The organism is Sphaerisporangium melleum (genome assembly GCF_014646695.1).
In the GTDB taxonomy this organism is placed as follows: domain Bacteria; phylum Actinomycetota; class Actinomycetes; order Streptosporangiales; family Streptosporangiaceae; genus Sphaerisporangium; species Sphaerisporangium melleum.
In genome coordinates this window covers 139,197-151,856 of record NZ_BMNT01000012.1, presented here as the reverse complement: position 1 = coordinate 151,856, position 12,660 = coordinate 139,197, and the positions used below count along the sequence as shown (strand labels likewise).

The 12,660-nt window shown below is 69.7% G+C and carries 11 protein-coding genes; all 11 read left to right on the top strand.

Annotated features, from left to right (window positions below):
• The first annotated feature begins 131 nt into the window (after positions 1-131).
• Positions 132-455, top strand: a complete 324-nt coding sequence (locus IEY93_RS12795; RefSeq protein ID WP_189163240.1) for a hypothetical protein — start codon at positions 132-134, stop codon at positions 453-455.
• A gap of 18 nt (positions 456-473) precedes the next feature.
• On the top strand, positions 474-1,223 hold the full coding sequence (locus tag IEY93_RS12790; RefSeq protein WP_189163239.1) for a DUF8175 domain-containg protein: 750 nt from the start codon (positions 474-476) through the stop codon (positions 1,221-1,223).
• A 52-nt stretch (positions 1,224-1,275) separates the two neighbouring features.
• Positions 1,276-2,781, top strand: a complete 1,506-nt coding sequence (locus tag IEY93_RS12785; protein WP_189163238.1) for a hypothetical protein — start codon at positions 1,276-1,278, stop codon at positions 2,779-2,781.
• On the top strand, positions 2,778-4,322 hold the full coding sequence (locus IEY93_RS12780) for an SCO6880 family protein (RefSeq protein ID WP_189163237.1): 1,545 nt from the start codon (positions 2,778-2,780) through the stop codon (positions 4,320-4,322). Before IEY93_RS12785 ends, IEY93_RS12780 begins: the two co-directional genes overlap by 4 nt.
• Before the next feature lie 254 nt (positions 4,323-4,576).
• Positions 4,577-5,821 (top strand): VirB4 family type IV secretion system protein, encoded by a 1,245-nt coding sequence (locus IEY93_RS12775; protein ID WP_372444491.1) that lies wholly within the window; start codon positions 4,577-4,579, stop codon positions 5,819-5,821.
• Position 5,822: 1 nt separating this feature from the next.
• On the top strand, positions 5,823-7,673 hold the full coding sequence (locus IEY93_RS12770) for a type IV secretory system conjugative DNA transfer family protein (RefSeq protein ID WP_189163235.1): 1,851 nt from the start codon (positions 5,823-5,825) through the stop codon (positions 7,671-7,673).
• Positions 7,670-8,485, top strand: coding sequence for a hypothetical protein (locus IEY93_RS12765; protein ID WP_189163234.1), 816 nt, complete (start codon positions 7,670-7,672; stop codon positions 8,483-8,485). The genes IEY93_RS12770 and IEY93_RS12765 overlap by 4 nt, the downstream gene beginning before the upstream one ends.
• 102 nt (positions 8,486-8,587) lie before the next feature.
• Positions 8,588-9,601, top strand: a complete 1,014-nt coding sequence (locus IEY93_RS12760) for a DnaB-like helicase N-terminal domain-containing protein (RefSeq protein ID WP_189163233.1) — start codon at positions 8,588-8,590, stop codon at positions 9,599-9,601.
• A 15-nt stretch (positions 9,602-9,616) separates the two neighbouring features.
• Positions 9,617-9,937 carry a hypothetical protein gene (locus IEY93_RS12755; protein ID WP_189163232.1) on the top strand — a complete coding sequence of 107 codons (321 nt, stop codon included), beginning with the start codon at positions 9,617-9,619 and terminating at the stop codon, positions 9,935-9,937.
• Positions 9,934-11,661 carry an RNA polymerase sigma factor gene (locus tag IEY93_RS12750; protein ID WP_189163231.1) on the top strand — a complete coding sequence of 576 codons (1,728 nt, stop codon included), beginning with the start codon at positions 9,934-9,936 and terminating at the stop codon, positions 11,659-11,661. Before IEY93_RS12755 ends, IEY93_RS12750 begins: the two co-directional genes overlap by 4 nt.
• Positions 11,662-11,682: 21 nt before the next feature.
• Positions 11,683-12,660 (top strand): hypothetical protein (locus IEY93_RS12745; RefSeq protein WP_229691083.1); only part of this gene is annotated, 978 nt, incomplete at its 3' end.

Below are 12,660 nucleotides of genomic sequence, written 5' to 3'. Positions count from 1 at the left end.
AGCGCCCTATAACCGTTCCAGGTTGTTTGCTGAGCAAGCATCGCAGCTCAGATTCCTCTTCCGTTGCGATCGAGCCGCTCCCGTACGCGTACCGACGGGCGAGCGGGCCCTGTCCCCCCAAGGAGCCCGATATGTCCTTTTTGTTGTCTCTGCATGATGGCGTCCATGCCGCTGTCCAGACTTTGGCGGCGGACATCGACAATCCCGCCCCCCAGGACCCGACCGCCGGCAGCAACGGCGTCACACTTCTGCTGGCCTACGCCAAATGGGGAGCTCTGATCGCGTGCGCGGTCGCGGCCGTGGTCTCCGGTGGCTTGATGGCCGTCGGCGCCCTGTCCAACCGGCCTGACCATGCGGACAAGGGCAAGCGCGCCCTGGTGTGGAGCCTGGGAGGCGTGGTCGTCACGGCGATCGCGATCCCCATGGTCAACACGGTCTTCGGTGCAGCTTCCTAGCGCGACGCGGAAGAGTACATGAGCAACATCTTCCTCCGGCGGCGCCGGCCGGTCCTCTTCTACCTGTTCGTGATCGCGCTTGGCCTGGTCACTTACGTGATCGTCGGCCTCGTAGTCCAGACGGCCCTGATGCCCGAACGCCCCTCGGACAACCGTATCCCCGCGGCCGCAGTAGGGCCGGGGTCGGTCATCGGGATTCATCAGGATGGTTCCTTGGTCCCGTTCGGGGAGCGCCCGCCGCCGTTGCGGCTCTTGCCGGGAAGTCGAATGGTGCACGAGGTCTCGGTCGGGTATCCGCACTCGATGCTCGGCGCGATCTCGGCCGCGGTGGAGTACTGGGGGCAGATCGCCTCGACGCTCGACCGGGCCCGCGCGGCGCAGGTCGGCACCGTCGTCGCGGATCCGGTCTGGAGAACTGCCGCCGCGGAGCTGTCCGAAGGGCCGGTCAACACTCGCAGGCGGCTGGGTCTGCCGACCAGCGGACCGGTCCCTGATGGCGCGTCGGTGCTGCTGACTCCGGTGGCCTACCAGATTCGGCAGATCACTGCCGATTCGGTGACCGTCATCCTGCTGGGCTACTACCAGACCACCCTGCCGGGCCGGGATCCGCAGAACCGCATCGGTGTCTTTCCGCTCCAGCTCCGCTGGGTCGCCGACGACTGGAAGATGCCCGCCCCTACCTTGAGCGCGAACTATTCGGATCTCCAGACCACGCCGGGATCGGATGAGGCGGCTGTGTTCGGATGGCTGCCGTTGGCCTCGTCGTGAACCCCAGACGCCGTAACGCATCGTCTTCGTCCGACCATCGAGGAGGCCAACCGTGGAGTGTCCGCCCTTCGACCCTGCCGGGTGCCTCGGGGATGTCATCGGCGGAGGCGTCAGCGGCATCGCCGGCACGGCCTTCAACGCGATCGTGCACAGCTTCATGGTCGCAGCGAACACGCTGTTGGAAAGCTTCGGCAGCGCGTTCGTCGCTATCCCGCCAATCGATCCCACCTCTCCTGCGGTTCGCAGCGTCTACCTGATCTCCATCTACATCGCCGGTGTGATCGCCGCTCTGCTGCTACTGGGCCAGGTCATCAGAACGGCCGTCACACATGACGGCTCTGCGCTGGCCCAAGGGCTGATCGGTGTCGGGAAGGCAGGGCTGGCGTTCCTACTGACTACGGTCATCGCCGGCGCTTCGCTCAGGGCCGCGGACGAGTTGACCGAGGTCATCGTCGTACGGAGCTTCGGCAGCACGCGCGCCCTCACAGCGAGGTTCACCGGTCTGATCGCGTGGAACGCCGTAGGGCAGCAGGGTGCGCTTCTCCTGCTGCTGGCCGTGATCGCAATCTTGCTCACGCTGGTGCTGTGGTTCGAATTGCTGCTGCGAAACGCGGCCGTCGCCGTCCTGGTGGCGACCTCGCCGATCGCGGCGGCCGGGCAGGTGTCGGAGGCCACCCGATCGTGGTGGACGAAGTTCGCGGTGGCCACCGGGCAGCTGATCGTCCTCAAGCCGATCATTGCGCTGGTCTTCGCTGTGGGATTCGGGCTGACCGGAAAGGGGAAGGACGTCCAGTCCGTTCTTGCCGGGATGCTCGTGCTGATCCTGGCGGTTTTCGCCTGGCCGGCCATCGCCCGGTTCTTCTCCTTTGCCAGCGTTGAGGTCGGCGGCAGTACGGGACTGGGCGCTCTTCTCGGGTTCGCCGCCGGTAGGGCCGGTTCGGGCGTGGGGAGCGGTGCACCGGCTGGCGTCGACCCCGACGAATTCAGCCAGGCGTCCGAGGCCCGCACGATGGCGTCGTTCGCACACTCCGGCGATGGCGCATCAGCGGCCGCGGGCGCAGGTACGGCTGCCGTGGCCGGTCCGGCAGCGGTGATGGTTTCGGCCCTCCAGGCAGCTCAGAGGGCGATCAACAGTCTCAGCGGTGGCATGGACCAGATGGCGGCACATGCCGGAATGAGCGGGAGACCCGCCACCTACGCGGCAGGAGCACCGCACTACGCCGGTCGCGCCCGCTATCGGCACCCCTACGGCAGCGGGACTTCCGCTCCCGGGAACGGCAGTCTCGGCGGCGTCCCCGTTCCCGTACCCGACTCGAGCGCGTCGGGAGAGGGGTGGATCGTTGCGAACTCATCGTGGGTGGAGCCCTTTGCGCAGCAGCCGTCCGCAGCGGAATCACCCGCCGAGATCCCGGTCGGTCAGGTTCCGGCCGAAGAGGCCAATCCCGCAGCGCCGGATCCACCTGCTGTGCCGGCTCAGCCTGAGATCGAAGAGGTTGTTTCAGCGCCGCAGCCGCGGCCCATCGACGACCGTCAAGCACCCGAGGGAGAAGCGATATGACCGCCGGTGGCGGCAACGGTACGCCGGCCTCGCGGACGTATTTCGGCTGGCAGGAGGAGAAGGTCGCCTTCATCTTCGGGGTCAGTGGCCAGCGTGCTGCGATGCTCGCCGCCGGGGTGCTTTCCGCCGCGTGGCCGCTGGCCGTCTCCGACATCACTGCGGGCGCGGTGTGCTGGCCGGTCGCCGGTCTGTTGATCACTCTGGTGTTCGTCCGCATCGCCGGCAGGACGGTCGATGAGTGGATCGCGGCCGCCACCTCGTATGCGTTGCTGCGGTCGCGGGACCAGAACAAGTTCGCCAGCGCCGCGTTCGCGCCGCGCTCGAAGGCTCGTCCTAACGCGCCCGCTCGGATGGATCTGCCGGGCATTCTGGCGCCGTTGACCATCATGGAAGCCGGCTTCGGGAGCGGCGCCGCCTTGGCGGTGGTGCACAACCGGTATGAGCGGACCTTTACCGCGGTGGCCAGGATCCGCTTTCCCGGGATCGGGCTGGTCGACTCCGCGCGCCGGGACCTGCGGGTGGCCGGTTGGGGTGGCTTGCTGTCCAGCCTGTGCACGGAGGGCAATCCGATCGTGCGGGTGCAGGCGCTCCAGCGGCTGGTTCCCGAGTCCGGTGCGGCGCTGCGCCGGTGGCACGCCGACCATCTCAGCGGGGAGGCGCCGCCTGTCGCTGTGCAGGTCACCGGGACGTTGCTGGAAACCTCGACGCTGGCGACGTCGCAGCGGGAGGCGTTGTTGTCCTTCACCATGGACCACAAGCGGGCAGCGTCGCAGATCAGGGCCGCAGGCGGTGGTGCGGCGGGGGGCGCTGTTGTCCTGGTCCGGCATCTCAAAGCGCTGAGTTCAGCGATCAGCGGCGCGGACCTGCAGGTGGAGGGCTGGCTCGATCCGCGTGAACTGGCCGAGGTGTTGCGGACCGCCTTCGACCCCCACTCGGCCCGCGTGCTGGCGGAGCAACGCGCCGGGGCGCTGGCCGGCGTCGAGGACGGCGAGTTGGCGGGCGTCGACCCGGCCTTGGCGGGTCCGGCGGCGGCCGAGGCCCGGTCGGGCTCTTATCTTCACGACGGTGCTCAGACGGTGAGCTATGTGGTTCATGACTGGCCGCGTCACCAGGTGTACTCCACTGCGCTGGCGCCGTTGCTCGGTGAGGGCGACCATCGGCGGGCCTTCTCGTTGCATGTTGAGCCGCTCGGCCCGCGTAAGGCCGAGCAGGAGGTCATGCGGGAGCGCACCGCTCGTGATGTCGCGATCAGGATGCGGCAGCGCACCGGCCAGATCGTGCCCGAGCACGAGCGGGCCGCTCTGGACCGTGCCCGTGCCCAGGATCGGGAACGTGCGGCCGGGCACGGGCTGGTCCGGTTCTCCGCCTATGTCGCGGTCACCGTCACCGATCCGGCCAAGTTGGACGATGCCTGCGCTGCGTTGGAGGCCGACGCCGCGGCGGCGCGGATCTCGATCCGCCGGATGTGGATGGCCCAGGACATCGGTTTCGCGCTCAGCGCGCTGCCGCTGGGCATGGGCCTGCCGCGGAAGAGGTGGTGACCATGGGCCTGAGAAGGAGGAACCGCGCCACGCTGCCGACATTCGACCTCGCCGAAGTTGTCGGTACTCGGGCGGCCGAAACGAAGAAGCACCCGGAAAGAGCCGATCGGCAGCACCACAAAGCTCCGAGTCCGCCCCGTCGCGGTGACGCCCGACCGTTCGGCGGACGTGCTCCTCGTTTCCCGGACATCCCCGTCTTCCGGGGCAGCACCGGCCAGGTGCAGGGCCTGTACCCGTGGCTGTACGGGGCGAGCATGCCGCCGGTGGGCGTATACGTCGGTGTCGACTGTCTGTCGGGCGGGGCTTTCGCCTGCCATCCGATCGAGTGGCTGCGACGGGGGTTCATCAGCAATCCGAACATGCTCATCACCGGAGTTCCGGGCGCCGGCAAGTCGGCCACGATCAAGGCGCTGATCACCCGGCTGAGCGCCTACGGCGTCAAGACGTTCGTGCTGGGCGACATCAAGAACGAGTACGCCCCGCTGGCCCGCGCGTTCGGTGTTGCGCCGGTCGAACTCGGCCCCGGCCTGGGCGCCCGGCTCAACCCGCTGGACGCCGGGCCGCTCGGCGCGCACCTGACCGGCGACATCGAGCAGTTGCGGGAGCGGCTGGAGGAGATCCACCGCCGCCGGATCACCCTGCTCTCATCGCTACTGGTCATGCGGCTTGGCAGCGATCTCACCCCGACCGAGGAGGCGGCGATCAGTCTGGCGATCAAGTACGCCTCCGGACAGGCTGCCGGCGCGACCGTGTTGAAGGACCCGACCATCCCGCAGGTGTGGCAGCTCATGCGCGACCCGCTGCCGGAGATGGCCGGCGAACTCCGGGTACGCGGCCAGGACGTCGGAGAGCTGCGGGAGATGATCCGCCGGGCCACCGACGCCCTGGGCAACATGGTGCGCGACTCGCTGTCGGGGTTGTTCGACGGGCCGACCAGCGTCCGGCTCGACTTCGACGCGCCGATCCAGACCGTCGACCTGTCGCGGATCAACGGCCGGGGGGATGAGACCGTGGCCATGACGCTCGCCTGCGTCTCCTCCTGGGGGCAGGCGGCCATCGACGAACCTGGCGGCCCGCTCCGCCTCGTCGTGCGGGACGAGTTGTGGCGCGCCATGCGCGTGCCCGCCATGATCCGCAAGGTCGACTCCGACCTGCGGCTGTCGCGCGCGCAGGGCACCATCCAGGTCCTGGCCACCCACCGGCTCGCCGACTTCGAAGCGGTGGGCCCGGAAGGGTCGCAGGAGGTCACGATTGCCAGGAACCTGATCGCGAGCTGCGATGTGCGGATCTGCCTGCGGCAGGACACCGCTCCGCTGGCGATGACCCGGGATGCGATCGGCCTGACCGACACCGAGTGCGCGCATATCGCGGCCTGGTCCGGTGAGCAGCTGGGCCGGGCGATCTGGAAGATCGGCCGCAGCGCCAGTCATGTCGTCCAGGTCGTCTTGACCCCGCTGGAGCGGCGGTTGTACTGGACCAACGAGCGCATGGCGGTCTGAGATGGCACGAAACGAGACCATCGCCGGCCGCGCAGTGTTCGACGGCCCTGCCGACTATCTGTTGTTCGGGGGGCTGGCATGCATTGCCGTCTCGGTGGTCGGGGTCTGGCTGACCGGCCAGATCGCCGGGCTGGTGTTCGCCTTCTCCTGGCCGGACGCCGACCTCGGCGACTGTTTCTCGGTACTGACACGGCTGCCGCACCATCTGTCCGATCCCAAGCAGGCTTGGCCGGCCTCGGCACGCGCATCCCTGCCTGGCTGGCCAGGCTTCCTGCTCTCGGCCTTGGCCACCTTCACCGGTCTGGTGGCCGCAGCCGTTGCCGGTATCCGCCGGTTCGGCGGGCGCTCCCATCGCGGGTTCGCCTCGCGCCGCGAGCTCGCCCGATCGATGTCGCAGCAGGCGGTCCTCGTCCGAGGGGCGGTCGTGCGCCCCAGCGTCGCCGGCACCGACTTCACCGTGGAGGACGTCGGCGTCCGTCTCGGTCGCGCTCGAACAGGCGGCATGCCGCTGGCCGTCAGCTCTGAGTCGTCGGTCCTGTTGATGTCCGCGCCCCGCCAGGGCAAGACGAGCATGGTCATCATCCCCTGGCTGCACCGCTGGCCGGGGCCCGCTCTGGTCACCTCGGTCCGCAAGGACGTGGTCGAGGCCACGGCGCTGCTGCGCGCCGAAGGCGACCGCCCCGTGTTGGTGATGACGCCCACTGGCATGATCGGTTGGCCCGACCTGGTGCGCTGGTCACCCACCTCGGGGTGCGAAAGCTTCGACAAGGCCCGGGCACGGGCGGATGTCATGGTCACCGTCGGCAAGAGCGGCGCCCAGCAGGATTCGGGCAACGCCGCCTACTTCGGTATGACGGCCACCAACCTGCTCGCCGGCTGGTTGCACGCCGCCGCCCTGTCGGGCCGCTCGATGGCTGATGTGCTGCGGTGGGCGTTGGACGAACGCCTGGACCAGCCGGTGAAGATCCTGCGCGATCACCCCGGTGCGGCGCCGGGCACCGCCGCGATGCTGGACGCCGCCTACCGGTCCCCCGAGGGCACCCGCTCCAATCTGTGGACCACCGTGCAGACGGCCGTGGCGCCGCTGCTGTCAACCGCTGCGCGCGCCACCTTCACCCCACCGGTGGGGGAGGGCATCGACATGGAGGCCTTCCTGGGCCGCCGCGGCACGATCTATCTGCTGGTCTCGGAGAAGCAGGCCAGCGACCTGGCACCGTTGATCTCGGCGTTCGTCGACGAGCTCACCGAGACCGCCAAAAGACTCGCCGACGCCTCACCGGGCGGTCGGCTGGATCCGCCGCTCGGCCTGATCTGCGACGAGGTCGCCAACGTCGTCCCGCTACCGCACCTTCCGGCGCTGATGTCGTATGCGGGCGGTTCGGGCATCTTCGTCGTCGCGGTGCTGCAGAACATGGCGCAGGCCGAGAACCGCTGGGGCCGCGAGGGGGCGGCCATGTTGTGGGGCGCCTCCACCGTCAAGATCGCCCTCGGTGGCCTGTCCGGCGATGAGCTGCGGGATCTGTCCACCCTGGCCGGTGAGTACCGCGAGCTCCTCACCACTCACCAGCGCGGCAGCAGCGGCCATACCGTCCAGTCCACGCTGCACGATCGCAAGACCCTCCCGCCCGAGGCGATCCGCACCCTGTCGGAACGGCGGCGGGAGGCCCTGGTCATCCACGCCACCACCCCGGCCGTGCTGGTGCGGATGACCCGGCACTACGAAGGCGCCGACCGTGACGCCTACGCCCGCTCCGCCGCCGCGGTCGCCCAGCTGATCCACGCCGCCGAATCAGATCCGCCCAGTGACACACCCCGCACCGCAGCCGACCAGACGCGAGAGAGCCGACGATGACCCAGCCGCCTGACCACACCGCCAAAGTCCACGTCTCCGTACCGGTGAGGTTGTCGCTGGACACCGGCTACCGCGACCAGCACGTGAGCACCTTGAAACGCGGCCCCCGCAAGCCCAGGCACCGCCGCCCGCGCCTGGTCGAGTGGCACCGCATGGACCCCACCCAGCGCCGCACCAGCTGGAGCGAACTGGTGGCCTGGGTCACCTGGCTGCACGACCGGTACGAACTCGGCGTGGAGGAACGCCTGCCGTACTGCTGGGCCCACCACCCCGGCCTGATCGAAGAGCTGTGGGCGCTCAAAGCCTGGCGCGAGGAGATCTACGACGCCGACCAGCCGTCCGGTCAGGCGGCACGCTACTGGCACGCAGAACTCCGCCAGACCATGCACGCGGCCATCACCTTCTATGCCGCTGGCTGCCGCGCCGGACACCGCGGCGCCGACGGCACGGCCGCCGAAGACCCGGCCCTGCAACGGCGATGGCAGCAAGCCGATCCCGCCGCCGGCATCCCCGCCCACCGCCTCATCGCCGGCACCCCTGCACCCGGGCGCCGTGACGGCTACCTGTTCCTGACCCCCGCCACCATGGACACCCACCGGCAGAATCGCACCGCCGTCCCGTTGAGCACGACCGTCACCGACCTGCTCCGTCATGACGGCTCCTGGTGGGTGCCCGGCCAAGGCGGCTGGCTCCGGGTCACCGACCCCGAACTCGCCCACCGCCTGGACCAACGCCGCGTCGCCCTGGCCCTGGCCGATCGCAGCGTCGAGCACCGCCGCGCCGGCCGGACGGCACGCGGGGGACCGCGATGACGGCCGGGGACCCCGCCCTCGTAAGGGCGCGCGGCGCCATTTCCGTGGACCTGCCGGCCAGGAGGTCCGGCGGGTCGGACAACGACAGAAAGCCCGGCAAGGATGCCTGATCTGGTCCACCGCACCGAAGAAGCACTCATCGGCGCGCTCATCTACGACCCCAGCCTCGTCAACGACGTGCCCTACCTGCTGCCCCGGCACTTCCACCGCCTCGACCACCAGGCCGTCTTCGCCGCATTCCTCGACGTCCACGCCAATGAACCGGCCATCTGGGGCGCGGCGCTGGCCGACCGGATCATCGAGCACGCCAACGTGCCCGGAATCGACGCCACCCGGCTCGCCACGCTGGCACTGTCCGGCCCCGACGTCTCCTCCATCGCCGTGTACGGCCGCATGATCCAGGAAGCCTCCCTGCATCGGGAACTCCTCGGCCACGCCGACCGCCTGGCCGAGGCGGCCGGTCCGACACGCGGCCTGGACACCGAACGCGACCACATGGCTCTGCTGTCGCAGGCGCTGCGCTCCAACGCCGTCCGCTTTGACATCGAGACCGACGCTGCCCTGCCCGCGCAAGCCGTCCGGCAGGATCTGCGGATACTGCGAGAGGAGGCGCTGCTGGCCGATCTGATCCAGCATCCCGAGCACCTACGCGGGGTCGCGGCCTGGCTCGATCCCGAGGTGTTCACCAGTACCGACCGCCGCGACATCTACGAGGCGATCGTCGCCGTCGACCGGTACGGAGAACCGGTGCAGGAGCTGACGCTCGCCTGGGAGCTGGCCCGCGCCAGATCCGCCGCCCCGCCCGCGACGCACGAGACATCAATCCGCCCGGACGCTCCGCCGGCCGCTTCGGGATATGTCGCCCGCCTGGCCCGCACCGCGGTGGAGTCGGGCATCGCAGTGGAGATCGGACGTGACCTGCTGGCCGACCACACCCGCGCCGAGTTCACCACCGGCACCTCACAGCGCACCACCAACACCGAGGTGACCATGAGCGAGCACACCACGCGCGAGGCACTGCAGCGTGAACACGGACTCAGCAGGGCCCCGGCAGGACCCCACCTTGCGCCTCCCCATCGAACGCTCGGCCTCGACGGCCCCGAGCTGCGCCAGTAGAAGGAGCAACCCGCCATGTCGCTCCCCGCGCACCCCGCAGACCAGCCGTCCTCTCGCGAACCGGACACCCTGCCCGTGATCATCAGTCACGCCGACATGAACAAGGCGTTCGACCGCGGCCTGGTCTCCCCCCTCGGCCAGACCATCGCCTACGCCGTCCACTACCAGAACACCTGGTGGATCCATTTCGAGAAGGGATGGATCCGCACCGACAAGAAGCTCGCCGACATGCTCGACGCCGAAGCGGCCCGCATCACCGCCCAGGACGCCATCGTCGCCCGCAACGCCGCAATCCGCGCCGCCACTCAGGCCGAGCCACAGGAACGACAGCAGTGACACACTCCCTTTCCGGCGCAGCTCCACAGCCCGCATCAGGGTCCGCCACAGCGCACGCCGACGCCCCCGCCACGCTGCGAGACCTCTGCCGCGAGTACGCGGACCGTCTCTACGACTACTGCCGCTTCCTGCTGACCGACGACGAAGCCCTGTCGGCCACGGTGGGCACCTTCCACGGCGCCACCGCTCACGCCAGACGGCTGTCGGACTCCCGGCTTCAGCGCGCCTGGCTGTATGCGCTGGCCCGCGCCGAGTGCCAGGCCAGACTCGCCGGCACCACAGCAACCGGCGGGAACATCGCTCCGGCCAATGACGGGCCCGCCGAGCTCGCGCATGAGGTACTCGCCTGCCTGGACCCGCGCGAACGCGAGATCCTCGACCTGACCCTGCGCCACGATCTCACCCTGGACGAGGTCGCCCGGATCCTCGACATCGCGACCGACGCCGTGGCCGCAGCGGCGCTCCAGGGCAAACGCAACGCCGAACGCTGGCTCGCCGCCGTCATGGACGCCCGCCGCCCCAACCCCCGGTGCACGCTGCTGGCCGACCTGGTCACCTCATGGGTGACATCACCCACGCGGCTGATACGGGCCCACATCAGCCGGCACGTAGGCGCCTGCCCCGTCTGCCAGGCCGCACCAGCCAAGGCGACGATCACGACGCTGCTGACACGCCGGCCCATCCTGGCGAGCCCCCTCCCGCCGGACGAGATCCTCACTGCACCGAAGTCATCGATGGCCACCGCTGAAACCGGCGGCGAAGGCTGGCACCCCGACGGGTTCCCCGTACAGCCCGACGCGCTGGAGAACCCGCCGCCGCCTGGCCAGCCACTGACCATGGACGAAGGCTTCACACCCGAACGGCCCACCGGGGGACCGTCGCCCGCGGACTTCTGGGAACCCGACCTGGACGCCGCTGACCCGGAAAGCCGCATCCGGTGGGGGCGTCTGAGCATGATCACCGTGGCCGCGCTGGCCGCGACGGCGGCCACCTGGTCACTGGTCTTCGCACCCGACACCGGCAGGCCAGCCCGTGTGACCGCCGCCGACGACACGCTCGTCGTGACGCCCGGCGACCGGTTGCCCCCCGTCGTGGAGTCCCCACCTCCGCCGCCGCTGCCGCTGACCACCGGCACGCAGGTCTCCCATCCCACCACCACGCCGTCCCTCACTCCGCTCGCTGCATCCCGCCCGACCACACGCCGTCCGCCACCACCGCCGCACTCCGCACCCCCGACCAAGCCCAGCAGCACGCCCAGACGCAGCAGCCCGCCACCCCTAGGCACCGGCCCCGACACCCCACCGCCTCCGCGCCACTCCACGCCACCGAAAACGTCCGCCACGCCGACACCCCAGCCACAGATCAGCACCCCGCCGCCCCCACCACCGCCACCTCCACCGTCGCTCTCCGCCTCCACCTCCTCGGTCGACCTGGGCACCAGCCGCCAGGGAAGGGTGACGCTGGCCAGCCGAACCGGGGCGATCACCTGGCGCGCCGGCGGCTCCCACCTCGCCACGACACCCGGCAGCGGCAGCATCGGCGACGGCGACAGCATCACTGTTGACTTCTCGCTCCAGGTCGGACCGGGAACCACAGCCGACTGCGGCAAACCCCTCAGCACGTACCTGTCCATCTCGTGGTCCGGTGACAACAAGGGCACCAAGGGCTCCGGAACCGTCGGCGTGACCGTCACCTACACCAAGACCTGCCCCCAGCCTCTCTGACCGACCAGGAGAACACCGGCCATGCTCCACCTCCGTAAACGCGAATGGATCATCGCGCTCACCGCCGTGCTCCTCACGCTGACCATCGGCATCCCCACCGGCATCGCCCTCGCCGCCCCCAACACCGACGACGTCTCCAACAGCGAATGCGACGACATCCTCGGCACCGGCACCCCCGAGTACATGTACTGCTCCTGGATGGCCAAGACTCCCAAGGACGCCCTCGACATCGTGCGGTTCTGGGCGCGTAACGACGGCGAGAAGCTCAAGGAGGGCGTCCCGTACCCCGGCCCGGTGCTGTTCTGCACCGACTCGACCAACAAGGGCCCCGGCATGCAGGACTGTGCCGACAAGGACCAGGTGCTGTGCAAGTACGACCACAGTGCGGGCAAGTACGTCTGCAAGGACGTCGACGGCAACATCACCAAGCCGCCGGCCAAGGCGTGCCAGGGCGGCGAGTTCGACTGCTCGGGCGGCGGCGGTTCCTCCGGGACGTCGTCGACCACCTCGGGTGAGACGACCGCGTCCCCCGGTCCCGACGACACCACCCAGAACCAGCAGAACCGGCAGACCCAGGCGGATCCGGACCTGCAGACCCTGGAGGATCCGAACGCGCCGCCCGCCGACACCACTCAGACCCAGGGCGAGCCGCGGACGCAGAGCGACACCAATGGCGAGGACGCGCCGAAGGTGGAGACCTCCACCGCGCCCGAGCAGGACGAGGTGACCCCGCCGTCCGACGATCCGCAGCAGCCGGACACCACCCAGCCGCAGCCCGACCCCTCCACCGCGCCCAAGCAGCAGCAGACGACGGCGCCGAAGGCGAACCAGCAGACGCTCACCGCGCCGAACGACGCCACCGGCAAGGCCGCCGCCGCCGCGATCAAGCTCGGTATGCGGGTGTGGATCGAGAGCGAGCTGGCCCCGGCCTGGACCGCGGGCAAGGACCAGTTCGACGCCGCCGTCGCCTCCATGGCCGCGCAGGCGAGCCGGCCGGGA